The sequence below is a fragment of the Bradyrhizobium sp. 172 genome (genome assembly GCF_023101065.1).
Taxonomy (GTDB): Bacteria; Pseudomonadota; Alphaproteobacteria; order Rhizobiales; family Xanthobacteraceae; genus Bradyrhizobium; species Bradyrhizobium canariense_D.
In genome coordinates this window covers 1,195,547-1,219,914 of sequence record NZ_CP064701.1, presented here as the reverse complement: position 1 = coordinate 1,219,914, position 24,368 = coordinate 1,195,547, and the positions used below count along the sequence as shown (strand labels likewise).

Annotated in this window: 25 protein-coding genes; 8 read left to right on the top strand and 17 right to left on the bottom strand. The window is 64.8% G+C overall.

What is annotated here, in order from left to right:
- Positions 1-11: 11 nt before the first annotated feature.
- From IVB07_RS05800 to IVB07_RS05780, 5 genes are all read right to left on the bottom strand, one after another.
- Positions 12-929 (bottom strand): outer membrane beta-barrel protein, encoded by a 918-nt coding sequence (locus IVB07_RS05800; RefSeq protein ID WP_085348794.1) that lies wholly within the window; start codon positions 927-929, stop codon positions 12-14.
- Positions 930-1,057: 128 nt separating this feature from the next.
- Positions 1,058-1,903, bottom strand: a complete 846-nt coding sequence (locus IVB07_RS05795) for an outer membrane beta-barrel protein (protein ID WP_240543166.1) — start codon at positions 1,901-1,903, stop codon at positions 1,058-1,060.
- A gap of 235 nt (positions 1,904-2,138) precedes the next feature.
- Positions 2,139-3,389: an MFS transporter gene (locus IVB07_RS05790; protein ID WP_247296232.1), complete on the bottom strand. Its 1,251-nt coding sequence runs from the start codon at positions 3,387-3,389 to the stop codon at positions 2,139-2,141.
- Positions 3,390-3,640: 251 nt separating this feature from the next.
- Positions 3,641-4,984: a phosphoglucosamine mutase gene (gene glmM / locus IVB07_RS05785; RefSeq protein ID WP_018453554.1), complete on the bottom strand. Its 1,344-nt coding sequence runs from the start codon at positions 4,982-4,984 to the stop codon at positions 3,641-3,643.
- 219 nt (positions 4,985-5,203) lie between these two features.
- Positions 5,204-5,371 (bottom strand): hypothetical protein, encoded by a 168-nt coding sequence (locus IVB07_RS05780; RefSeq protein WP_018453553.1) that lies wholly within the window; start codon positions 5,369-5,371, stop codon positions 5,204-5,206.
- A 134-nt stretch (positions 5,372-5,505) separates the two neighbouring features.
- Between IVB07_RS05780 and IVB07_RS05775 the strand changes: the two genes are divergently transcribed.
- Entirely contained in the window at positions 5,506-6,642 is a 1,137-nt protein-coding gene (locus tag IVB07_RS05775) for an alpha-hydroxy acid oxidase (RefSeq protein WP_247360980.1), read from the top strand.
- Between the two features lie 116 nt (positions 6,643-6,758).
- Here the strand turns inward: IVB07_RS05775 and IVB07_RS05770 are convergent, their stop codons facing one another.
- The 8 genes from IVB07_RS05770 to IVB07_RS05735 all read right to left on the bottom strand — a co-directional run bounded on the left by IVB07_RS05770 (position 6,759) and on the right by IVB07_RS05735 (position 15,573).
- Positions 6,759-7,382: a hypothetical protein gene (locus IVB07_RS05770; protein WP_026232553.1), complete on the bottom strand. Its 624-nt coding sequence runs from the start codon at positions 7,380-7,382 to the stop codon at positions 6,759-6,761.
- 15 nt (positions 7,383-7,397) lie between these two features.
- A complete protein-coding gene (locus tag IVB07_RS05765; RefSeq protein ID WP_085348798.1) occupies positions 7,398-8,024 on the bottom strand; it encodes a hypothetical protein in 627 nt (208 codons plus the stop codon).
- 66 nt (positions 8,025-8,090) lie between these two features.
- Positions 8,091-8,924 (bottom strand): shikimate dehydrogenase, encoded by an 834-nt coding sequence (locus IVB07_RS05760; RefSeq protein ID WP_204512354.1) that lies wholly within the window; start codon positions 8,922-8,924, stop codon positions 8,091-8,093.
- A gap of 94 nt (positions 8,925-9,018) precedes the next feature.
- On the bottom strand, positions 9,019-10,773 hold the full coding sequence (locus tag IVB07_RS05755) for a SulP family inorganic anion transporter (RefSeq protein ID WP_247296238.1): 1,755 nt from the start codon (positions 10,771-10,773) through the stop codon (positions 9,019-9,021).
- Between the two features lie 109 nt (positions 10,774-10,882).
- Complete coding sequence (locus IVB07_RS05750) at positions 10,883-11,155, bottom strand: helix-turn-helix transcriptional regulator (protein WP_007614761.1); 273 nt, start codon at positions 11,153-11,155, stop codon at positions 10,883-10,885.
- A 358-nt stretch (positions 11,156-11,513) separates the two neighbouring features.
- The gene (locus IVB07_RS05745; protein WP_026232552.1) at positions 11,514-13,562 is read right to left on the bottom strand and encodes an elongation factor G; all 2,049 of its coding nucleotides are present in this window, start codon (positions 13,560-13,562) and stop codon (positions 11,514-11,516) included.
- A 168-nt stretch (positions 13,563-13,730) separates the two neighbouring features.
- The gene (locus IVB07_RS05740) at positions 13,731-14,210 is read right to left on the bottom strand and encodes a DUF992 domain-containing protein (RefSeq protein WP_026232551.1); all 480 of its coding nucleotides are present in this window, start codon (positions 14,208-14,210) and stop codon (positions 13,731-13,733) included.
- 160 nt (positions 14,211-14,370) lie between these two features.
- Positions 14,371-15,573 carry a pyridoxal phosphate-dependent aminotransferase gene (locus tag IVB07_RS05735; RefSeq protein WP_007596745.1) on the bottom strand — a complete coding sequence of 401 codons (1,203 nt, stop codon included), beginning with the start codon at positions 15,571-15,573 and terminating at the stop codon, positions 14,371-14,373.
- 492 nt (positions 15,574-16,065) lie between these two features.
- Here IVB07_RS05735 and IVB07_RS05730 point away from each other — a divergent pair, with 492 nt between their 5' ends.
- The 6 genes from IVB07_RS05730 (at position 16,066) to IVB07_RS05705 (ending at position 19,956) form a co-directional block, all read left to right on the top strand.
- A complete protein-coding gene (locus IVB07_RS05730; protein ID WP_018453545.1) occupies positions 16,066-16,716 on the top strand; it encodes a glutathione S-transferase family protein in 651 nt (216 codons plus the stop codon).
- 151 nt (positions 16,717-16,867) lie between these two features.
- Positions 16,868-17,044: a hypothetical protein gene (locus IVB07_RS05725; RefSeq protein WP_007614766.1), complete on the top strand. Its 177-nt coding sequence runs from the start codon at positions 16,868-16,870 to the stop codon at positions 17,042-17,044.
- A 37-nt stretch (positions 17,045-17,081) separates the two neighbouring features.
- Positions 17,082-17,276 (top strand): hypothetical protein, encoded by a 195-nt coding sequence (locus IVB07_RS05720; RefSeq protein ID WP_018453544.1) that lies wholly within the window; start codon positions 17,082-17,084, stop codon positions 17,274-17,276.
- Between the two features lie 129 nt (positions 17,277-17,405).
- Positions 17,406-18,218: a PAS-domain containing protein gene (locus tag IVB07_RS05715; protein ID WP_018453543.1), complete on the top strand. Its 813-nt coding sequence runs from the start codon at positions 17,406-17,408 to the stop codon at positions 18,216-18,218.
- A gap of 66 nt (positions 18,219-18,284) precedes the next feature.
- Complete coding sequence (locus IVB07_RS05710; RefSeq protein WP_018453542.1) at positions 18,285-18,740, top strand: GNAT family N-acetyltransferase; 456 nt, start codon at positions 18,285-18,287, stop codon at positions 18,738-18,740.
- A 274-nt stretch (positions 18,741-19,014) separates the two neighbouring features.
- A complete protein-coding gene (locus IVB07_RS05705; RefSeq protein ID WP_247767506.1) occupies positions 19,015-19,956 on the top strand; it encodes an aldo/keto reductase in 942 nt (313 codons plus the stop codon).
- A gap of 18 nt (positions 19,957-19,974) precedes the next feature.
- On the opposite strand, the gene IVB07_RS05700 is transcribed toward IVB07_RS05705, so the two are convergent.
- From IVB07_RS05700 to IVB07_RS05690, 3 genes are all read right to left on the bottom strand, one after another.
- Entirely contained in the window at positions 19,975-20,298 is a 324-nt protein-coding gene (locus IVB07_RS05700) for an antibiotic biosynthesis monooxygenase (protein ID WP_007596764.1), read from the bottom strand.
- An 80-nt stretch (positions 20,299-20,378) separates the two neighbouring features.
- A complete protein-coding gene (locus IVB07_RS05695) occupies positions 20,379-21,596 on the bottom strand; it encodes a DUF1501 domain-containing protein (RefSeq protein ID WP_026232550.1) in 1,218 nt (405 codons plus the stop codon).
- A gap of 2 nt (positions 21,597-21,598) precedes the next feature.
- Complete coding sequence (locus IVB07_RS05690) at positions 21,599-23,188, bottom strand: DUF1800 family protein (protein WP_018453539.1); 1,590 nt, start codon at positions 23,186-23,188, stop codon at positions 21,599-21,601.
- A 114-nt stretch (positions 23,189-23,302) separates the two neighbouring features.
- On the opposite strand from IVB07_RS05690, the gene IVB07_RS05685 reads away from it, so the two are divergent.
- Positions 23,303-23,494 (top strand): cysteine-rich CWC family protein, encoded by a 192-nt coding sequence (locus IVB07_RS05685; protein ID WP_083926324.1) that lies wholly within the window; start codon positions 23,303-23,305, stop codon positions 23,492-23,494.
- Between the two features lie 69 nt (positions 23,495-23,563).
- Here the strand turns inward: IVB07_RS05685 and IVB07_RS05680 are convergent, their stop codons facing one another.
- A complete protein-coding gene (locus tag IVB07_RS05680; protein WP_018453538.1) occupies positions 23,564-24,262 on the bottom strand; it encodes a glutathione S-transferase family protein in 699 nt (232 codons plus the stop codon).
- Between the last annotated feature and the right edge of the window lie 106 nt (positions 24,263-24,368).

The window sequence follows — 24,368 nt, the reverse complement described above, 5'->3', positions numbered from 1 at the left end:
AAGCGGGCGACTCAGAACTGGTAGCCAATGCCGACGCGGAAGTTATTCAGGCCGACAGTGATGTCCTTCACGTCCGAGAAGCCGACATGCTCCCATTCGCCGCGAACCAGGATGTTGTTGCAGATCGCGTACTCGACACCGATACCGGCCGTCCATCCGTACATGAAGCTGTTGGTGCGCAGCTCAGTCTTGTTAAACGTACCCGTGTCAATCGTGTCCTGTCGATGGATCGTCGCCGTAACACCGCCCAGGACAATCGACTCGTCATAGTCGTCATGCTTGATGTAGGACACCGTCGCGAATCGCGAAACTTCAGCGCGCCCAATCGCCAGACCGGCGAAGGCATAGGGCATGAAGTCGCCGCCGTCCCAACCGACCCGACCGCGGAAGGTGGCGTAATCCTTCAGCTTTAGCGCAGCACCACCACCGAGTGAAGTGACGTAGGTATAGGTATGGCCCGTTGGCGCCGTCTCACCGTCGAGAATGCGTGTCATGGAATCACTTGCCGAGCTCGATATATTCTTCATGTAGCTGTAATTGGCCTCGACGCCGAACACTGCATCGTAGAGCTGCCAATTGCGGCCGACATAGGCGCCAAACCCGGTCGACTGCACGTGGTTACTCGGCAGCAGCGACCAGCCGCCGACTGGCGCCTCAAGGATGCTGTTGCGAAGCATGAAGTCGGTCATCGTCTTCGGAGCATGACTGAAATCAACATCGGTCGTGGCAAACCCGAACTGGCCGCCAACATAAAAACCGTCCCAGTTGTGGGACGTCTTTGACAGCCCGTCGGTGAAGCTGCCTCGGAGGATGGGAAGATCGGAGAGATCGGCCGCGTGCGCCGCAGAGACCGTCCCCAACATCGCCACCGCCAACAAAAGCCTACGCATCGAACGCTCCATCGAACTCGAACTTTCGCTCGTGATCATGGCCCGTTAACCTTAACCAATGGTTGCGCCGGAGGCTTTCGTCGCCGCCCGCCATGAAAAATACGCAAAGCAAAACGGCGCGGGATGATCCCGCGCCGTTAAGAGAGATTAAGCGATGAGGCTGACGATCAGCCCTTGGTGACGAGCGGCGGCATGTAGGCCGGCGGGCTGTCGAGATTCCAGCGCACGCCGAGCTTCAGGTCGTGCGAGGTAATGTCCTTGAACTTGAAAACGTTGCCGGTGGTTGCCCCGGTGTAGGTCGACAAGACACCGGTTTGCCCCTCACCCATATCGACATAGCTGTAGGCCAGTTCGAGAACGAGGTTGGGATTGACCTTGTACGCGAGACCCGCATGGGCAGCCCACGCCAGGTTCCACTTCGAACCGGCTGGTGCGCTCGAGAAGCTCGCCGTCGAGAACGCAAGATCGTTGATGCCGGTATCGGTAAAGTTCGAGATGGAGACGCGTGCGCCGCCAACGCCGGCACCGATGAACGGCGTGATGCACCACCAGGTGCCCAGGTCGACATACGCGTTCGCCAAGACCAGCCATTCGGACTTGGATGCGCTGTAATTATCGATCCCGCTGTAGGGCACGCCGCCCGCGGTTCCGGTGAAACGATCCGTTCCCTTGAAATTCGAATTGCCGCGATACTGCCCGGTCACGTCCGCGCGGAACCAATTGTTGAACCGGTAACCCGCGCCGAGGCCAAAGATGCCGGCGGTGTCGAACGACGACTGCTGATTGAACGAGGTGAGCTGCGAATAGGCGGACTCGCGACCGTAGTGGAGATCGCTCGTCTTCTGATTGCTGAAGCCGACGTCGCCGCGCAGGTACCAGCCACCGAAGTCGGCGGGCGGAGCCGGGGGCGCGTACATCGGAGGGGGCGCCGCGATCGGCATGTCGGCGGCGAACGCCATCGAGGAGATCAGGGTTGCCGCACCCGCGGCAAGGAGAGACTTAACGCTACGCATTGGCTTCGTCCTTTTGGCCGGTGAGGCAATACGGCGCCTCACGTTCTGGAAACTCACGGCCCGGACGATGCCAGCAAATGCTTAAGCGCCACTTAACCCTAATTTTTAAGGTTGATTTTTTCTCAACTCGCACGCGCGGGCGTCGCGAGCGTTGCAAAAATGCAGCGCCAAATGCGACGCCGTCGCCGCATTTCCTAACGATGTATGAAGCCGCGTTGCAGCAAGTCAGGATATGTTAACGCGCGTGCCGCGGCAGCTTGGGCAGGAATACCGCAAGCAGGCCGATCGCCGGCAGATAGGCGCAAACCTGGTAGACGAACGCGATCGAGGTGTGGTCGGCGAGCTTGCCGAGCACGGCGGCGCCCAGGCCGCCGATGCCGAAGGCGACACCGAAGAATACGCCGGAGATCATGCCGAAGCGGTGCGGTACCAGCTCCTGCGCGAACACGATGATCGACGACGTCGTCGAGGAGATGATCAGGCCGATGAGCACGGACAGCACCGCGCTCGCATAGAGCCCGGCATAGGGCAGCGCCAGCGTGAACGGCAGCGCCCCCAGGATCGAGATCCAGATCACGATCTTGCGGCCGAAGCGATCGCCCAGGGGACCACCGAGAAAAGCGCCGACCGCGTTCGCTGCGAGGAAAATGAAGAGATACATCTGCGCGGCTTGCGTCGATACGCCGAAGCGGTCGATCAGATAGAAGATGTAGTAGCTCGACAGGCTCGAGACGTAGAGCTGCTTCGAGAACAGCAGCGCGACCAGCACGAGGAGCGCAACGACGACGCGACGCGAATTCGGCGCGTCGGGATGGGCTTGATCCACCACCGCCTTCTTCGCCTTGATCTGCGGTTCGTACCAGCGGCCGATGCGCCAGAGGATGAGGATCGCGAGGAAGGCGATCGAGGAGAACCAGGCGATGCTGCCCTGCCCGAACGGCACGACGATGAGCGCGGCGAGCACCGGTCCCATCGAGGTGCCAAAACTGCCGCCGAGCTGGAACACCGATTGCGCAAAACCGTAACGGCCGCCGGAGGCGAGCCGCGCGATGCGCGCCGACTCCGGGTGAAACACCGCCGAGCCGAGGCCGACCAGAGCGGCGGCGACGAGGATGACCAGATATTGGTGGGCGGCACTGAGCAGCAACAGACCGAAGAAGGTCGAGGCCATGCCGATCGACAGCGAATAGGGCTGCGCCTTCTTGTCGGTGTAGTGGCCGACCACCGGCTGGAGCAGCGAGGCCGTGAACTGGAAGGCCAGCGTGATCATGCCGATCTGCGCGAAGTCGAGCGCGTAGGTGTCCTTCAGGATCGGATACACCGAAGCGATCAGCGACTGCATGGTGTCGTTGAGGAAGTGCGAGAAGCTGATGCCGGCCAGCACGACATAGGCCGGCCCCGCGGCACTTTTGGCGCCGGGTGCGACGTCGCTGACGAGGACGGGCTCCGTCAGTGTTTCCTCTGAGACGACGACAGGCTTGTTCACTGGAGCATCCCGGCGGGCGCGGCAGATTGCCGCGACAAGCTAGTTACGATGCGCGCGGCGACCGATCCACCGCCAAACGCCCATGGCTGGAATGCGCTTCGCCAGATTTCGCGGCCAAACTGCGGCCTGCATGGTTCGAGACGCCCGCCTGTGGCGGGCTCCTCACCATGAGGGTCTACGTCTTCGCCTGGAAACAAAACCTCATCCTGAGGAGCCCGCGAAAGCGGGCATCTCGAAGGATGGCTGCGAGTTCAGGCCGCGGCGTTCCCGAGCGCCGAGACGATGGTATCGACGACGTCCTCGACCAGGATGCGATCCTCGCCCTCGCCCATGACGCGGATCACCGGCTCGGTGCCGGAGGAGCGGATCAGCAGGCGGCCGTGGCCGTTGAGCCGCTGCTCGCCGTCGGAGATCGCCGATTTGACGTCGGAATTGTCGAGCGGCTTGCCGCCCTTGTGACGGACGTTCTTCAGGATCTGCGGCAGCGGATCGAAACGGTGGCAGACTTCCGACACCGGCCGGCGCAGCTTCTGCACCACGGCAAGCACCTGCAATGCGGCCACGAAGCCGTCCCCGGTGGTGGCGTAGTCGGACAGGATGATGTGGCCGGACTGCTCGCCACCGAGATTGTAGCCGCCGTTCAGCATCTGCTCGAGCACGTAGCGATCGCCGACCGGCGTGCGCACGAGATCGAGCCCCTGCGCATTAAGGAAGCGCTCGAGCCCGAGGTTCGACATCACGGTGGCGACGATGCCCGATCGCGACAGCCGACCGTCTTCCTTCCAGCTCTGCGCGATAACCGCGAGCAGCTGGTCGCCGTCGACGATGTGGCCGCGCTCGTCGACCAGGATGACGCGATCGGCGTCACCGTCGAGCGCGATACCGATGTCGGCGCGCATCTCGCGCACCTTCTTCGACAGCGCTTCCGGCGAGGTGGAGCCGCATTCCTTGTTGATGTTGAAACCGTCGGGCTCGACCCCGATCGGGATCACGTCGGCGCCCAGCTCCCACAGCGCTTCCGGCACCACCTTGTAGGCGGCGCCATTGGCGCAATCGACCACGACGCGCAGGCCGTCGAGTGACAGATCGCGCGGCAGCGTGCGCTTGGCGAATTCGATGTAGCGGTCATGCACGCCGTCGATGCGGCGGGCGCGGCCGAGACTGGCGCTCTGGGCGAGACGCTTGTCGATGGGCTCATCGAGCAGCTGCTCGATCTGCTTCTCGACGTCGTCGGAGAGCTTGAAGCCCTGCGGCCCGAACAGCTTGATGCCGTTGTCCTCGAACAGATTATGCGAGGCGGAGATCATCACGCCGAGATCGGCGCGCATCGACTTGGTCAGCATCGCGACCGCGGGCGTCGGCATCGGGCCGACCAGCAGCACGTCCATGCCGACCGAAGTGAAGCCCGCGACCATCGCGTATTCGATCATGTAGCCGGACAGGCGGGTGTCCTTGCCGATCACGACCCTGTGGCGGTGGTCACCGCGCTGAAACGCCAGGCCTGCGGCCTGGCCGACCTTGAGCGCGAGCTCCGGCGTGATCAGTCCGTTGGCGCGGCCCCGGATCCCGTCCGTCCCGAAATATTTGCGGCTCATATCGTCCCCCACGCAACAACCAGGGATCCCCAGCGCAACCTCCGGGTGCCCAAGCGGGACCCGCATCCCTGATTTGCTGAGGTCTTATAGAGCCATCACGGCTAACTTGGCTTCAAAAAATATGATGAATCATTACGGAACCGGGCGGCTCCCGGCCCCGATAACGTCTTGTTAACATTATATTCCGTTGAAGATACTGGAACAGGGCGGAACCGGCACCTAGTCCGAGCGCTTCACATGGCCGTCGGCGCGGCTCGGCGCCGGCTGGGTGACACTGACGGGATCGGAGCCCGGAAAGGTCTCTTCCAGACCCTCCTCCAGCGCTTCCTCGAGATCATGCTTCTCCTTGATCTCCTCCGGCGTCGGTCCGGTGTGCGGCCTGGTCATGGCGCCCTCCTCTCCACAAAGGATTTGCAAACGATTTGGCTGTGCATCCAACCATGCTAGATGACCCCTCGATCTTCCGATGCAAGAGTCTTCCCATACAAGACTCTTCCGACAAGACGGGCCGGGAAACGTTCATGAAGCACATCACCTGTATCGACGATCTTCGCACACTGCATCAGCGCCGCGTGCCGAAGGCGTTCTTCGATTATTGCGACCGCGGCTCCTACGCCGAGGAAACGCTGCGCGCCAACCGCGAAGACATGCAGGCGATCAAGTTCCGCCAGCGCATTCTGGTCGACGTCTCCAAACGCGACACCGCGACCACGATCCTCGGCGAGCCCTCGACCATGCCGCTAATCCTCGCGCCGGTGGGCCTGCTCGGCATGCAGCATGGCGATGGCGAGATCCATGCCTGCCGTGCCGCGCAAGCGGCCGGTATCCCGTTCACGCAGTCGACGATGTCGATCTGCTCGATCGAGGACATCGCGGCCAATGTCGAGAAGCCGTTCTGGTTCCAGCTCTACGTGATGAAGGACCGCGGCTTCATCAAGGAGTTGATCCAGCGCGCGATCGCGGCGAAATGCTCCGCGCTGGTGCTGACCGTCGATCTCCAGGTCATCGGCCAGCGCCACCAGGACATCAAGAACGGCATGACGATCCCCCCCGAGTGGACGATGTCTAAATTTCTGGATTTCGCCACAAAGCCCGCGTGGGTCTCCGGCGTGCTGCGGGGCAAGCGCCGTACCTTCGGCAACATCGCCGGCCACGTGAAGAACACCGAGGACCTCAATCGCCTCGCCGAATGGACCGCCTCGCAGTTCGACACGGCGTTGAACTGGAAGGACGTCGAGTGGGTCCGCAGCATCTGGCCGGGCAAGCTGATCATCAAGGGCATTCTGGACGTCGAGGACGCCGAGGAAGCCGCCAAGACCGGCGCGCAGGCTCTCGTCGTCTCGAACCATGGCGGCCGTCAGCTCGACGGCGCGCCGTCATCGATCGAGGTGCTGCCCGAGATCGCCGAGGCGGTCGGTGACAGGATGGAGATCATGTTCGACGGCGGCATCCGCTCCGGCCAGGACGTGATGCGCGCGCTCGCGCTCGGCGCGAAGTCCTGCATGATCGGCCGCGCCTACGCCTATGGCCTTGGCGCCGGCGGCCAGGCCGGCGTCGCCAAGGCGATCGACATCATCCAGAAGGAGCTGCTCACCACCATGGGCCTGTGCGGCGTCAACCGGATTGACGAAATCGACGAACATATCATCGCGATGTGAACCGCAGCGGCAGTGCCGTAGGGCGGGCAAAGCGAAGCGTGCCCACCAATTCGCAAATCGTAGGGTGGGCACGGCGCTTCGCGCCTTTGCCCACCCTAAGATTTCAGCGTTCGCCCTCACATCGGCGGCGTCACCCCGTCGCGGCCGACATTCACCCGGTTGGCCTCAAGCGAACCATCGTCCTTCTTCACCGCGCCGAAAATGATCAGCTTGGCGCCGGGCTTGAGCTCGGATTTGTCGCTGGCGACGAAGGTGACGATCGGCGTGTCCGGCGGCACCACGACTTTCTTCTCGCCGTCCTTGTACTTGACCGTGATGTTCTGGCCGTCGGTGCCCTTCACCGTCTGCGCCACGGTGGCGTTGGTCATGGTCGAGTTGGCGCGCGCGTCCCAGGGACGAAAACCTTCGGCCGCGCCGCGCTGGTTTTCGGGGAAGATGTGCACCGCGATCGCCTTCTGGGTGCCGTCGGGCTCGGGCAGGCCGGTGACGCCGATATAGGAGCCGTCCTTGATCTCCGACAACGACGTCTTCACCACCGCGAAGACGGCGACGTTGTCGGTCATGCGCACCTTCACGTCGGTTCCTTCGCGGGTCTTGATGCCGAGCGTGTTGCCGTCGACGCTCTCGATGGTGCCGCGGATGCGGACCGTCGGCGTCTGCTGCGCCAGGGCGGATGACGTGACGATGCAGGCGGCGAACGCGGCCACGCCGAGGCGTGATATCCAGGTTCTCTTCGACATGTTGTTATTCTCCATTTACATCGGCGGCGTCAGGCCGTCGCGGCCGACGCTGACGCGGTTGGTTTCGAATGAGCCGTCCGGCAGCTGCTTCATGAAGGCGATCACCTTGGCGCCGGCCTTCAGATCGGATCTGTCGCCGGGGACAAAGGTCACCACCGGCGTATTGTCGGCGACGAACACCTTCTTCTCGCCGTCCTTGTACTTGACCAGCAGCGTATGGCCGTCATTGCCGACCACGCTCTCCGACACGGTCGCATTGGTCATGCTGGAATTGGGCTTGAGGTCATAGGGTCGCGAGCCCTCGCCGGTGCCGCGCATGCTCTCCGGAAACACGTGCACCTCGACCGCGTTCGCGCCTCCGTCCGGTCCCGGCACGGTGGTGGCGCCGACGAAGGAGCCGGGCTTGATGTCGGCAAGTGAAATCCTGGTAATGCCCGACACGTTCACGTCGGAGGCGATGTGCAGCTTGACATCCTCGCCGCTGCGCGCCTTGACCTGCATCGTGTCGCCATTGACGCTTTCGATCGTGCCTCGCACGCGCGTCGGCACCGGCGCCCTTTGCGCAAGGGCCGAGAGGGTCGAGACGGCCACCATCGCGACGGCGATGAGCGGACGTGTGAAAGTTGCACGTTGAACAGACATGATGGTCTCCGATTGCGCCCTATTGTCCCTACGGACATAGAACTCCGGAGATTACGCGCTATTCTCTCAAGTCTTTGTGAGATCGGCCTCGACCAGCGCACGCAGCTCGGCCGTGACCTGCGGCCGCTGGCCGAACCACAGCTCGAAGCCGCGGACCGCCTGATGCAGCAGCATGCCGAGCCCGTCGGCGGTCTTCAACCCGCGCGCCTGTGCGGCCGCCAGCAGCGGCGTCACCAGCGGGACATAGACGAGATCGGCGATCACGGCGCCATCCGGCAGGCGCGCCACTTCAAGGTCGAGTGAAGGCTGACCGTGCATGCCGAGCGAGGTCGTGTTCACGAGAAGTTTTGCACGCGGCAGAATGTGGTCGATGCCATCCCACGCAACAGGATGCACCTTCGGCCCGAACTGCCTTGCAAGCATCTCGGCCCGGCCGACGGTGCGATTGGCGAGATGGACGCGCTTGATGCCGCGTTCAAGCAACCCGAACACGATGGCGCGCGAGGAGCCGCCGGCGCCGAGCACCAGCGCCTCTTCGGCTGCGTCCCAGCCGGGCGCGCTGGCATCGAGATTGCCGATAAAGCCCTCGACGTCGGTGTTGGTCGAGCGCAGCTCGCCGTCTGCAAACCAAAGCGTGTTGGCCGCACCGACCGCTCGCGCGCGGGCATCGGGCGTCGACAGCTCGAGCACGCCTTCCTTGTGCGGGATGGTGACGTTGGCGCCGACGAAGCCGCGCAGCGACAGCCGCAGGACGAAGTCACGCAAATTATCGGGTGGAACCGCCTCGATGACATAGCCGCCCTCGATCCCGAGCGTGCGCAGCCAATAACGATGGATCAGCGGCGAGCGCGAATGCGCGGCCGGCCATCCGATCAGGCAGGCTGCGGGAGCCTTGGTCACGGTCGTCCTCCCCTGGGGTGGTTTCGGAGGCGATCCATTTCGCGTCCCGCAGGCGCTGTCAAGCGCGCGGGGCCGTCTCGGGAGAGGCTCGACGTCAGGTCGTGCCCGCCTCACCACCCGCGGGCAGCGCCGCGCCGCCCTTGATGTCGGCGACCGCACGCGCGATGGTCTCGCGATAGCGCGCGCGTGGCGGCGTGACGCCATGGGTGAGCAGCGCACGGCGGACCGCAGGCGACGCCCCTGTGATGAACAGCCGGATGCCCTGGCGGTGGGCCTTGGCGGCGACGCGGCCGAGCACGTTGGCCGCGGTCGAATCCAGGAACGGCACGTCGGCGAAATCGACCATAAAACCCTTGCGCTTGTCGGCGATGCCGTCGAGCACGCTGCCGATCGCCGAGGCCGCGCCGAAGAAGAACGCGCCGGTGATGCGATAGACCAGCACGTCGCGATCGACCGCGAGTGCGGGGTCGTAAGGCACGCGCCCGCCATTATCGTCATCGGGACGATCGGCGGCCACCAGTGGCGATCGTTCCTCGATGCCCGTCATTTCCGCCATGCGATGGATGAACAGGACCGCGCCAAGCGCGAAGCCAACCAGAATGCCCTCGGTCAGATCGCGGAAGATGGTGAGCAGGAAGGTTGCGAGCAGCACGACGGCATCGCCCCATGACGAGCGCAGGAGCGTCGCGAATTCGTGCTTCTCCGCCATGGTCCAGGCCACCACGACGAGCACGGCGGCGAGCGCGGCCAGCGGGATGTAGCTCGCGAGCGGCGCTGCGATCAGCATGAACAGCAGCAGGAAAACCGAATGCAGCATGCCCGCGAGCGGCCCCCGCGCGCCGGCGCGGATGTTGGTCGCCGTGCGCGCGATCAGCCCCGTGACACAGATGCCGCCGAACACCGCCGCGCCGACATTGGCGGCACCTTGCGCCACCAGCTCGCAATTGGAGCGGTGACGGCGTCCGGTCATGCCGTCGGCCACCACCGCCGACAGCAGCGATTCGATGGCGGCGAGCAGTGCGAAGGAGATCGCATCGGGCAGCACGGCGGTCGCCTTCGCGAGCGAGAATGCAGGCAAGGCTGGCGAGGGCAGTTCCCGCGGAATGCCGCCGAAGCGCGATCCGACGGTCTCGACCGGCAGCGACAGCACGGCACATGCGACCGCCGCGAGCACGACCGCGATCAGGATACCGGGCCAGGACGGCAGCCAGCGTCGCAGGCCGGCGATGATGGCAATGCTGACGATCGCAACCGCGACGGCCGACGGATTGACGGTGTGCAGGCCCCCGGCAAGCGCGACGAGTTTCGGGACGAATTCGCTGGGCTCCTTCGCGAGGAGCGTGATCCCGCCGAGATCGCGCAGCTGGCTGGCGAAGATGATGACGGCGATGCCGGCCGTGAAGCCAACCGTCACAGGATATGGAATGAACTTGATATAGGTGCCGATCCGCAGGAAGCCCGCAGCGATCAGGAACAGGCCCGCCATCAGCGTGGCCAGGACCACGCCGTCAACCCCGTGACGGTCGGCGGTCGCCGCAACCAGCACAATGAAGGCGCCGGCCGGACCGCCGATCTGGAATCGGCTGCCGCCGAGCAGTGACGCAATGAAGCCGCCGACAACAGCGGTGTAGAGTCCGCGGTCCGGCGTCACGCCCGAAGCGATCGCGATCGCCATCGACAACGGCAACGCGACGATCGCGACCGTGAGGCCCGCGAACACATCGGCACGGAAATCCGATAAGCCATAGCCCTCGCGCCATACGGTGACGAGCTTTGGCAGATAGAGTTCGGTAAAGGTCGGCCGACGAGGCTGGTGCAGCTTGCCTGCGTGTTCGCCTGTGATGCTCATTTCAGCAAAATGCTCCGCTGCCCACAACGCTCCGATGCATCGTGCGGCCGCGTATCGGGGCGCGACGGTGCGTTAGTTAAGACTGCTCCCGAGCATGATCATTGCGGGATCATGCTCCCACCCGACGCGGCGGCCCCGGCTCCTTGAGCCGAACGCCGCGTCCGCCGCCTTCGCTGCGCGCCTGTTCGCCGATCAGCTCGACGCCGGCGCGATCAAAGGCTTCGACCACTTTCATCAAGGTCTCGACCACGCCGCGGACATTGCCGGTGCTCGCCTCCATCCGCTGAATGGTCGGCAGCGAAACGCCTGCGAGCTCCGCCAAGGCCCTCTGGTCAATGCCGAGCAGCGCACGCGCTGCCCGCATCTGGAACGACGTGATCACCTTGGCCTCACGTATGAAAGATTATAAATGATGTCTGGAACATGCACAATGATGTAAAATACATCATAAACGACCGAACGCAAGGGGAAGCTCGCCATGCGAGCCATCCGTCTCCACCGTCATTGCGAGGAGCGAAGCGACGAAGCAATCCAGAATTCCTCCGCGGAAAGACTGGATTGCTTCCGCCTTCGCTAAAGCTTCGGCGGACAAGTCGCTGCGCTCACACTGACGGTTGGGAGGAGCAGCGTGAGTCCAACCTTCGCCACGCCCATTGTGAAGCCCGTCACCCCACCCCTCTCCCCGTAAGAACGGCGAGAGGGAGTGAGACAGTGATGCGTCCCTTACTTCGGCAGACCGATCACGCCGCGTGCTGATGCGCTGCGATGATCTGGTCGGCGGCGCGCCCCGTGACTTCGGCCATGTGGTCGAACTGGCGGGTGAAGCTGCCGGCGCCTGCCGTGGCCGAGCGCAACTCAACGATCAATTCGCCGATCTCGGCTTCCGGCATCATGGCGCGGACGCAGTCCCATCCGCTCCAGCCGTCGCGGGTGTCAAAGCCGAGGATCTGGCCGCGCCGTGCCGACAGAATCGCATTGATCTTGGCGGTGGCGTCGGTCGGGCAGACGATCTCGACCACATGGATCGGCTCCAGCAGCACCGACTGGCATTGCGGCAGGCCCTCGGTGAGCCCGACCCGCGCCGCCGTGCGGAAGGCGAGGTCGGAGGAATCGACGCTATGATAGGAGCCGTCGGTCAGCGTCACCTGCAAATCGGTGACCGGGAAACCGAGCGGGCCGCGGGCGAGCCCGTCGATGACCCCCTCTTCCACCGCGCCGATGTAGTTGCGCGGGACCGCGCCGCCGACCACCTTCTCGGCGAACTTGAAGCCCTCGCCGCGCGGCAGCGGCCTGATGTCGAGCACGACATCGCCGAACTGGCCATGCCCGCCAGACTGTTTCTTGTGGCGGCCGCGCTGGACGATCGGCTTGCGGATGGTTTCCTGATAGCCGATCGCGGGGGGATGCGAAGCGACCTTGACGCCGAAACGATCGCGCAGCCGCTCGCTCGCGACGCGCAAGTGCATCTCGCCCTGACCCCACAGCACGGTGTCGTGGGTCTGCGCGTTCATCACGAAGACGAGCGAGGGGTCCTCCTCGTGCAGCCGCATCAGCGCCTGGCCGAGCTTGACGTCGTCCTTGCGGTCGGTGGCCGCAACCGAGATCGCGAGCACCGGCGGAGTGGGTTCTACGGCGGTTAGCGCTGCCGGCTGGATCTTGCCGCTCGAGACCGTGTCGCCGGTCTTGATCGGGTCGAGCTTGGCGAGCGCCACCGTATCGCCGGCTTCCGCCGCGGTACGCTTGGTGTCGTAGGCCCCGGTGACGGCGAGGATGCCGGAGATGCGGCTGGCCCCTCCGGAGGAGGCTTGCAGCGTGGCACCGTCGTCGAGATGGCCAGCGAGCATGCGCGTCAGCGACAGCTTGCCGCCGTGCTGCGAATGCAACGTCTTGAAGACGAAGCCGAGGGCGTCCCTCGTTTCGGGAACGCCGAGACGTTTTGCCGTTTCCGCGATACCGGGCGCCTCGTGGCGCAACGCTTTCATCAAACGCAGCACGCCGTTTTCGCGTGCGGCGGCGCCCAGCAGCACGGGGCAGATCAGCCCGTCGCGCAATTCGCGGGCGAGATCGTCGAACACGGCATCGCGCGGCGGCTGGATGTCCTCGAGCAGCTGCTCCATCAGCGCATCGTCGTGATCGGCGAGCTTCTCCAGCATCGAAAAGCGGGCCTCCTTCTCGCGATCGAGATCGCCGCCTTGGAGCGCGACCACTTCGGAGGCCTTGTGCTCGCGGTAAATGAACGCACGCTCCAGCGCGAGATCGACGAAGCCCTCGATCAGTTCGTCCTTCCAGATCGGGATCTGGCGCAGCACCAGCGGTACGCGCGAGGCGGGCTGGAGCATCTCGAGCGTCTCGCGGATGCGCTTGTTGGCGCGGTCGATCTTGTTGAGGAACAGGAAACGCGGGATCTCCAGCTCCTCCAGCTCGCGCAGGATGATCTGAAGCTGCGGCAGCTTCTTCTCGTCGGCTTCGCAGACCACGATTGCGGCATCGACCGCAGGCAGCGCGGCGCGCATGTCGTGGGCAAATTCGACGGAACCGGGACAATCGAGGAAGGTGTAGCTGTCGCCCATGAAACTCGTGGTGACGGCAGTCAGCCCGACGGTCATCTTGTGATGACGGGCCTCTGGCGTGGCGTCGCCGACGGAGGTTCCGGCATCGACGCTGCCGGCGCGCGGGATTGCGCCCGTTCGCGCCAGGATGGCTTCGAGAAGTGTGGTTTTACCGCTTTGGAAAGGGCCCACCAGCGCGATGCACCGTGGACCTCGGGGACTTCTGACGTCTTGTCCCATTCGCCGCCTCCTTGGTGTGGAGCTCGGCCCATGATTGGGTCGGCAAACGCTGATGCTCTGCCCGTCCCCGAGATTTGGCAAGCATCAAAAATCGCTGCGGTGCGTCGTCGGTATTTCCTCCTCTCCCGGAGAGAGGTTGAGGAGGAGCGCTTCGGCTGGCGCCGAGTCTCAACGTCCCGGGCGGAGTTCCAGGCTCTCGAGGCCGGCGGCGACGTTGAGGCCGACCTGGCCCTGCACGCTGAGCGGCTGGAGCGCGATCGAATTGTTGGAGCCGCCGACCAGCACGTTGCCGCCGAGACCGACACCGACCGAGGCGCTGCCCTGCGCACCGGCGTAGTTGCCGGCGAGGTCGCCCGGGCCGAGCCGGTTCACCGGCGCGAACACGCCCCACGCCAAAGCCGTCTCCTGTGTGATGCCGATATCCAGACCGACCTTGCGGATCGTCGCAACGTAACGGTCGTCCGGCAAACCATCGACGCGCAGCACGCAACCGAGATGGGTCACCGATCCCACGATGAAGCCCACGCTGGCGCCGCCGCGGCATTCGAGCACGCCCACCTGCACCATCCGCGATTGCGCGCTGGCGCCCGTAACGGAGGCGACGAGGCTCGCAACGGCAAGCCCGGCGAGGAGGAGTGAACGGCGCATGAATATCTCCGGCGATGAATGTGATGCGAGCATGGAGGCGCGGCACACGCCGCGCGATGGTCTATGCCACAACAGTTCCGGTGGCGCCAGATCGTGCAGACTTGAAAGAAAAAGGGCCCGCATTGCGCGGGCCCTTTGATGTCACTTCATGTCTGTGAGTTCAGCGCAGATTGCCGCAGAAGCGCTGGATGCGCTTGCAGGCGTCTTCGAGGTCCGAGGTCTTGGTCGCGTAGGAGATGCGGAACGCGGGGCCGAGGCCGAAGGCCGAACCCTGCACCACGGCGACGCCTTCGGTCTCCAGCAGTTCGGTGACGAACGTCTCGTCATTGTCGATCACCTTGCCCGACGGCGCGGTCTTGCCGATGGTGCCGGCGCAGGACGGATAGACGTAGAAGGCGCCCTCGGGCCGCGGGCACTCGATGCCCTTGGCCTGGTTCAGCATGGAGACGACGAGATCGCGGCGCTCCTTGAAGACCTTGTTGTTGGCGGGGATGAAGTCCTGCGGACCGTTCAGCGCCTCAACCGCGGCCCATTGCGCGATCGACGACGGGTTCGAGGTCGACTGCGACTGGATCGTCGACATCGCCTTGATGAGCTGCGCCGGACCGCCGGCATAGCCGATGCGCCAGCCGGTCATGCAATAGGCCTTCGACACGCCGTTCACGGTGAGCGTGCGGTCGTAGAGTTTCGGCTCGACCTGCGCGACCGTGGTGAACTGGAAGTCGTCATAGACGAGGTGCTCGTACATGTCGTCGGTCATCACCCACACATGCGGATGCTTGACCAGCACGTCGGTGAGCGCCTTCAGCTCGGTCCTGGTGTAGGCAGCTCCCGTCGGGTTCGACGGCGAGCACAGGATCACCCATTTGGTCTTCGGCGTGATCGCGCGCTCGAGTGCCTCGGCCTGGAGCTTGAAGCCGGTCGCGGCGGTGCAGACCACCGGCACCGGCTCGCCGCCGGCGAGCGCCACCATCTCGGGATAGCTGACCCAGTACGGCGCGGGGATGATCACCTCGTCGCCCGGATTGATGGTTGCCATCAGCGCGTTGTAGAGCACCTGCTTGCCGCCGGTGCCGACGATGATCTGGTTCGCCTTGTAGACGACGCCGTTCTCGCGCTGAAACTTGGCGATAATGGCTTCCTTCAACTCGGGAATGCCGTCGACCGCGGTGTACTTGGTCTTGCCGGCTTCGATGGCGTGGATCGCGGCCAGCTTGATGTTCGCGGGCGTGTCGAAGTCGGGCTCGCCGGCGCCGAGACCGATGACGTTGCGGCCCGCCGCTTTCAGCGCACGTGCTTTATCCGTGACCGCGATGGTCGCGGACGGCTTCACACGGTCGAGCGCAGCGGCAAGGAAGGACATCGTCATCTCCTGACAAGCGTCGTGAGCCCTTTGGCTTCACGACTCCGATTGTGGGAATGAACCACCCTAAAACGAGTGCCGTTGCACCGCAAGAAACTTCGGTCCGATCCCGCAAAAGTTTACGTGTCTGGCGTTTCGAGCCGCGATTTCCCGCAATATTCCGTAACTTTGCCGCGCAAACCCCTTATATCCGACAACGCGTGCCCTCGGAGCAATTTTGCGGGCCATGACGATGCGGAAGCTTCAGTGCCCAAGACGCGACCGCGGTGCTCGCACACGATCGCGTCGAGCAACGCACTTGCGCGTTGACGCAAGCGTGAACTGAGTTGGATGGTCGCACGGAAATGATCTTCCGCCGCATTGCAATGCGGTAGGGTTTTCGAGTTTTTCTATTGGCCGGGTCTTGCGGCGGATTCGCATCGGCATCATTGTTTAGCCGCGTTGCGGGGCAACAAGCGCCGCGCCCTCCCGTCGTCCGGAATCATCCCCAGAATGTACAAGCTCTATTCGATGCAGCGCTCGGGCAACAGCTACAAGGTCCGCCTTGCGCTGGCGCTGCTGAACTTGCCGTACGAAGCGGTCGAGGTGGACATTCTGCGCGGCGAGAGCCGCACCCCGGACTTCCTGGCCAAGAACCCATCCGGCCAGGTGCCGCTGCTCGAGGTCGGCGACGATCGCTATCTCGCCGAGTCCAACGCCATTCTCTGGTACGTCGCCGTCGGCACGCCGCTCGCGCCGGAGAACCGCATCGATCGCGCCGACGCGCTGCAATGGATGTTCTTCGAGCAGCACGCGCTGGAGCCGAACATCGGCGCGGCCTATTTCTGGCTGTCGCTGGTGAGGGGCGGCCGCGACCTCCAGACTCATTCGCTGGAGGACTGGATGGAGCGCGGCTATGGCGCGCTCCAGGTGATGGAGAATCATCTCAGGACCAACGCCTATTTCGCCGCCCGCCAGCTCACGGTCGCCGACATCGCGCTGTACGGCTATACCCACCTCGCCGACCGCTGCGACTTCGACCTCTCGACCTTCCCGGCGATCCGGGACTGGCTGAAGCGCGTGGAAGCGGCGCCTGGCTACGTCGCAATGGACTGGCGGCCGGCCGACATCGAGGACCCCGCCAGCATCGCCGCTGGTGCCTGAGGGGCGAGCTCTGGCAAATAGCGGGCATAAAGGTCACCATTGCCGCAATCTCGCCATTTTCGCTCGATTGGCCGCCGCAATATTGCCGATTGCAACAGTGAAATTGTTCGATGTCGCGGGTGATTCGCTCGCGCGTTGAAGGATTTAGACCATGATTCGGGCGTCCGGCACGGCAGGCTTTCAGGGCCCACCCGCTACCGTTTCGTCTTCCCGGCTGACCAACGCGGTCGCGGCCTCGCTCGCCGTCGCCGCGCTCTCGTTGTGCCTGATCGTCACCCTGACGGTGCTGTCGACCAAGGCGACCATGGCGATGGGCCTGCCGGTCTGATTCCCGCTTCATCCTGGACCCGCCTTCAAGGCGCCGCATGGCCCGCGCCGACCGGCATCGCGACAGGACGTCGATGAAATCACCTGTGGTCATCGTTGCAATCACCCTGACCGCGGCCATCCTGGTCGCGGCATCGCTGTTGATCTTCGTCGGCACGCGCAAGGGCCAGGGGACGTCGAAGCTGAATGCGCCCGCGCTGCAACAACGTCTCAAGCACGCGCACTTGGTCTAAAATCATCCGAAAGCTTTGCGCGAGACCCAAAGCGCACCTTAAGCACACCGCGCGAAACCGCATCGCAATGGCGCAATGTTCGGTCAGTGTTGCCGCCTTACCTCGTTCAGGAAGGAGCGAGACAGCCCCATGCGGTTGGGATGGCGTGCGATCTCCGGTCCGGCGCTGACGGCAGCGACTTTGCTGCTGACGGTGTTTTTCGATCGCTTCGTCCCCACTCCCTGGCCCGCGCCGCTGCTCGTCTGCATCGTGGCGCTCGCCGGCGCGCTCTCGGGTCCCGCTTCCGCCGTCGCCAGCGCAGCCATCGCCGTCATCGGCGCGGCACTGCTGCTCCTCAGCCGGCACGGCGTTGCAGGCCTTACCACGGCGGATATGATCCAGCTCGGCCTCCTGGCCGCGACGGCCGCGGGCACCGCAGGCATCACCGGCCTGATGCGCCAGCGGCTGCTCGGCACGTTTGCCGCCGAGCGTCGGAGTCACGCCATCGCCGCGCGGCTGTCGGCCGCGCTCGACCAGGTCGATATCGGCATCGTGCTGCTCGATGCCGAGACGCGCGCCGAATTCATCAACCGCGCGTTCCGCGATTATTTTGCGGTGCCGGACGACATCGCCGACGGCAAGCCGCCGTTCGTCGCGCTGATGTATCACGGCCGCGACACCGGCGCGTTCGAATTGCCCGAGGACGAACTCGGCACCTTCATCGCTCAGCGCATGGAGATGGTCCGGATCGGCGATGCCACGCCGATCAACATCGCCTTGCGCAATGGCGAGGTGTTGCGCTTCGTCTGTGCCGCGCTGCCCGACGGCGGCCGCATGCTGAGCTACACGCCGGTGACCGACCTCGTGCGCCACACCGATGCGCCGTCCCGCGCCGACTACTACCGCTCGCTGCGCGATCCCGCGGGCCGCAAGCTGATCCGGTATCTGCGCGTCGCGGAGTGATGCGCGATTGATCAGCACGTCCATCATCACGTATGAAGGACGCCTCATCGATCGCGGGAATTTCATATGTCGCTCACCATTCGCCCCGTCACCAGGCAGGACTACGATCAATGGCTGCCGCTGTGGGACGGCTACAACGCCTTCTACGGCCGCTCCGGTCCGACCGCGCTCTCGCCCGAAATCACGCGCGTGACATGGCAGCGCTTTTTCGATGCCTATGAGCCGGTGCACGGATTGGTCGCCGAGAGTGACGGCCGCCTGCTCGGGATGACGAATTACCTGTTTCACCGCAGCACCACCGCGATCGAGCCGTCCTGCTATCTGCAGGACCTGTTCACGACCGAGGCCGCGCGCGGCAAGGGCGTCGGCTCGGCGCTGATCCACGGCGTCTACGAGCGCGCAAAGCTCATGGGATCGCCGCGCGTGTACTGGCAGACGCACGAGACCAACGTGACGGCGCAGCGCCTGTACGACAAGGTCGCCGAGCGTTCCGGGTTCATCGTCTATCGCAAGATCTTCTGATCCTCGCGATCGCGCCGCCTGTGGATAACTCTGTCTGTCACCTGCGCGTAACATAGCGGGACTAGGCTGCAGCTGCGTCTGGTCAGCCCCCCGTCACCGATCAAGCGCCCCAAAGCGGTCCCCGTCAGTCGCCGCGTCTGACAGGGGCCGCATTTTTTTGTCGGCAGTCCTTGTCGGCAGCCTTGTCAGCATGGCAGCAACGCGGCGCACGGCTTGCTGCGGCGGGGCACCGCGGTCACAATGCGCCCCTGCCCATCTCCGACGGGGATCTCCCATGGAAATTCGCAATCTCGGCGCCTCCGGCCTGCGCGTGTCTGCGGTCGGGCTTGGCTGCAACAATTTCGGCCAGCGCACGGACCTGGAGACCTCGCGCAAGGTGATCCACGGCGCGCTCGATCTCGGCATCACGCTGTTCGACACCGCCGACATCTATGCCGGCATGGGCGGTTCGGAAACGGTGCTCGGCACCGTGCTCGGCGACCGCCGCAAGGAGATCGTGCTCGCCACCAAATTCTCCAAGCCGATGGCGGCCGACGGAACCAAGCAGGGCGCTTCGCGCCGCTACATCATGAACGCAGTCGAGGCGAGCCTGACGCGGCTCAAGACCGACTACATCGATCTCTATCAGCAGCACGATTACGACCCGCTGACTCCGATGGAGGAGACGCTGCGCGCGCTCGACGATCTCGTCCGTCAAGGCAAGGTGCGCTACATCGGCAATTCCAATTTTCCGGCCTGGCGCCTAGCGGAGGCCGAGTTCACCGCGCGCGCGATGAATGTCAGCCGCTTCGTCTCTTGCCAGGACGAATACAGCCTGCTGGTGCGCGACATCGAAAAGGATCTGCTGCCGGCGGCACAAGAGTACAAGCTCGGCCTGCTGCCGTTCTTCCCGCTCGCAAGCGGGCTGCTCACCGGCAAGTACCAGCGCGGCGCGGCCGCCCCGACCGATACGCGCTTCGGCAAGGTACCGGCATTACGCGACCGCTATGTCACGCCGCGCAACGAGGACATCGTCGAGAAGCTCACGGCATTTGCGAAAGCGCGCGGGCACAGCATGCTCGAGCTCGCCTTCTCCTGGCTCGCCGCGCGCCCGCAAGTGTCGAGCGTGATTGCCGGCGCCACCCGCGTCGCGCAGGTCGAGGAGAACGTGAAGGCGATTGCGTGGAAACTCGGTGCGCAGGAGATGGCGGAGATCGACAAGATCACGCTGGGCTGATCTTTGCGGCGGCGCGCGCTACTTGGCGCCGCGCCCCACCGTCTGCATCACCTCGAAGCCCTCGAACTGGGGATGGCCGAGATAGGTCGGCTTGGTGTCGCCGGCCCGCGCGTGCGCGGCACGAAAGGCATCCGATTTGGTCCAGGCCTCGAACGCCGCATGGTTCGCCCACACCGTGTGCGAGGCGTACAGCGTGTGATCCTCGAGCTCGGGGCCACGCAGCAGATGAAACTCGACGAAGCCCGGCACCTTGTCCAAATGAGTATCGCGCGAAAGCCAGACCTGTTCGAAAGCAGCCTCGGAGCCCTTGGCGACGCGGAAGCGGTTCATGGCGATGTACATGGGTGATGGTCTCCTGACGTTCGGCCGATCATGTCGTCATTCCGGGACGCGCCGCAAGGTGCGGGCCCCGGAATCGTAGGTTAAGCAACCAACCCCTTCATCGGACGTGCGCTTGCGCTATCTGGAAACACCGTCTCGGCCAGCACGCGATCCGACAGGCCGAACTGGCCCTGCAGCACGCCCTTGATCACGGAGCGCAGATCGGTGGTGGGCTTGAGGTCGCGGGCCTCGAAAAGGTTGGCGGGCTTGAGGCCGGGCCAGTCGGCGATGACGCGGCCGCCCTTCACCGCGCCGCCGGCGAGCAGCGCGATCGTTCCCGTGCCGTGATCGGTGCCGTCTGTGCCGTTGATGCGCGCGGTGCGGCCGAATTCGGTGGCGACCACGACGACGGTGTCGCGCCAGCGTTCCCCTAAGCCGCTTTCGAACTCGGCGAGCGCACCGTCGAGCCCGCCGAGCAGGAATGCGAGGCGACCGACAGGGCCGCCTTCATTGGCGTGCGTGTCCCAGCCATCGAACGCGAGCGCCGCGATGCGCGGGCCGTCGTCGGACGCCATCAGTTTTGCGGCGCCGCGCGCGACCTGCCGCATCTGCGCGACCGCGTTGCCCGGCTTCGGCTTCATGTCGTCGCCGCTCGCGGCCTTTTCCAGCGCAAGGCCCTGCGACAGCACAGCCGCCAGCGCGGGATCGCGGTGACGATAGAGCTCGACCAGACGCATTGCGGTGTCGTCATCGGCTTGCGGCAGCGCCACCGGCGCCCAGCCGACGGTCGGCGCATTGCCGCGCAGCACCAGCGGCGTGGTCGGGCCGACGGCAAGAGCACTCGACACCCGCTCGCCGCGCGGCAGCGCTTCCAGCGCGCGGTTGAGCCAACCGGATTGCACCCGCCCCGGGCCGGCATAGCCGCTTTCGAGCACGTCCTGGCCGTCGAAATGCGAGCGGTCGCGATAGGGCGTCGCGACCGCGTGGATCACCGCGGCGTGCCTGTCGCGATACATGCGTGCGAACTCAGGCATCGCCGGATGCAGCGCAAAGAAAGTATCGAGCATGATCGCGGGATGCGCACCGTCCGCCGTGAGCGCGATCGCCCCGTGCAGGCCGGCATAATCGGGATCGCCGACGGGCGCGACGGTCGAAAGCCCATCAAGCGCGCCGCGCAGGATCACCACGATCAGGCGAGGATCGCGGCCATCCGCGGCGCGCGCGAATTTCGGCAAGTAAGCCCAGGCCGCGAACGAGGCGCCGCCAAGCAGGAGGCCGCGCCGCGAGGTGAGGAGCCGGTTCTCGACGCAGTCGATCATCATCATCTCCTCTGCATTTCGGGCGACATCAACAGCAGCGCCAGCGCCTGCTGCCGCGACTCCGCGCGCTCGATGGTCCGCCGCGTTTCGATCGAGGCCGCATCCGCGGCGGCAAATTCCAACAAATCGAGCGGGTCGATGTTGGGCCCAAGCCGCGCGCCCATTTGCGCGGCAATGTCGAGCCGGAGCTTGATGCCTTCCGGCGCAGCCCAGGCGGCATTGGTGTCGGCGAAACCATTCGGGCCGGCCGGCGACCACAGCGGCTGGCCCAGCAGATTGAGGTTGTTGAGATAGGCGCCGGGATCCTCCGGCACGCGCGCGAGCAGCCGGCCGCTCGCGACCAGGAAATCATAAGGGCTGCGCATCTTCGTCAGTGGCGCCTTCCACGCCTCGTCGGAATCGACCAATGCGGTTGCCAGCGCTTTGAGATCCCCGTCGGTCTTGATGAAGACATCGCGCAGTCGCGCCACCAGCGCCGGCGGCGGATCGTCGGCGACGAAGTGGCGGACGAATTTGGTGGCGATGAAGCTCGCGGTCGAGGGATGGCGTGCGATGTCCGCGAGGGCGGCTTCGCCTTGCGCAAGGCCGGTCGGCTCGTAGGTCTTGCCGAGCAGCATTTGCGGCCCGGGCTGGTGCGCATTGACGTTGAACACGAACGAACCGGGCGCTCCCAGCTGTCCCTGCCGGCCAGCAAAGGTCCAGCCGGTGATGATGCGCGCGAGCGAGGTGACGTCGTCCTGCGTATAGCCGCCGCCGACGCCGAGCGTATGCAGCTCCATGATCTCGCGCGCGAGATTTTCGTTCAGCCCGCGCTTGCGGTTCTGGCCCGCGCGCGAGTCCGGTCCGAGCGATTGCTGGTTGTCGAGGAAGAACAGCATCGCCGGATGCTGCTCCACCGCTTTCAACATGTCGGCGAAACGTCCGAGCACATGCGGCCTGATCGCCTCGCGCTCGAACGCACCGGCCCAGATCCGCGCCAGCTCGCCCTTGCTGGCGGAGATGCAGAAATGGTTGGACCAGAACACGACCAGCCGTTCGGTGAAGCCGCACTCGACCAGCGTCGCGCGCTGCAACCGCGCCAGTGCCTCGGCGCGAAAGGTTTTTTGGATGACGTTGAGCGGCTGCGGGGCGGGTTTTGCGGCAGGCGGCGCGGCCGCGTTGGGCTGCATAGTGTCCGGCTTGGCCATATTGTCCGCCGGCTTGTTGTCAGCCGGCTTATTGTTACCGGGCTTGGCCTCGGCCATCTGGCCGGCGATCTCGGTTGCCACGGCGTTCAGCGAGAGATTGCGGCGCGGTCCGGGCCTCTGATCGGCCGGCGCTTGCAACGGCGCTTCAGTCGGCGCGCCGGCCTTCGCGGCGGCCTCGCGCGCCTGCTTGACCTGATCCTGATAGGCGAACACGGCCTGCCCGAGCTGCGGCGCGGATTGCAGGCCCGGCGCCTCCAGCAGCACACCGTTGGGACGAGTGAGTTCCGCCTTCACAAAGCCGCGAGGATCGGAGGCCGCGTTGATGAGATCGCCGGATGCGCCGCCGCGGGCGCCGAAGCCGAAACGGTTGAGCGCGACGAGCGCGGCTTGCGAATCGCGGGCCATCGATATGTCCTTCGCGCGCTGCCAACCGCTTTCCCGATACGTGCGCGAGGCCTAATATACCGCAGCGGGAGATGAACCCGGCATGAAAACGACAGCCCGGCTTTTGCGCAAATCATGACAAATCGGCAAGACATTCCGGCGCAGCAACCCCGCCGCCTCGCCTGCTCTCGTTGCGGCGCCGAGTTCGGCTGCGACCTCTCCGGCACCTGCTGGTGCGCGGAAGAAACGGCGCGGCTGCCGATGCCGGTCAAGGGCGAGGATTGCTTGTGCCGGGCGTGCTTGCGTGCGGCGGCGGAGGCAACATAACCCTCCGCGTCCGCGGTATGGGTCCTAGCTTTCGCCAGGACGACGTTGAGGAGAGACGGCTCGCGACAACTACACTGGATGCCCCGGGGACTTCCGTGCCATGCCGTCGAACGCATCCAGCAGCTTTTCGCGCCAGGCGTAAACCGGGTCGTCCGCTTCCAGCAGCTTGAACGGGCTCGTCGCGCGCGCCCACTGAAAACCGCCGAACACGATGTAGTCGGCATAGTTCGGTGCGGCGCCGCCGATGAAGGGCTGCTTCTTGAGGGTCTGCCGCATCACCTCGAGCGATTTGCGGAAGGCGACCACGCCGGCATCGCGGCTGGCCATGATCTCTTCCAGCCTCTTGCCGCCGAAACGGGCCTCGCGCGACTGGCGGAAATAGGCGGCGTCGACCTCATCCAGATTGTTGGGAATGTCGGCGATGATCAATGGAAAGATGCCGCCGACGATGGCGATGTCGCCCCAGACATTGAGCATGCGTGCCATGGCGCGCCCGCCCTCGCCGCCAAACAGCGACGGACGATCCGGAAACTTGTCTTCGAGATAGATCGCGATCGTCCAGGAATCGACCACCGGCTGGTCGTGATGCAGCAGCACCGGAACCTTCTCCGAGCCATGTGGCGCGATCGCGCTCTTCTCGGTGAAGCGCCAGGGCAACGTTTCCGCCGAAAGGCCCTTGTGCGCCAGCGCCATTCGCGTGCGCCAGCAGAACGGGCTGAACGGTCGCGAGGCGTCTGTGCCGACGAGTTCGAAGAGTTTGAGCGACATGAAAGGGTCTCCCGGTATTCCGTCATTGCACGCGAAGCGAAGCAATCCAGGACTGCCGCCGCGGAAGCATTCTGGATTGCTTCGCTTGCGCTCGCAACGACGGATG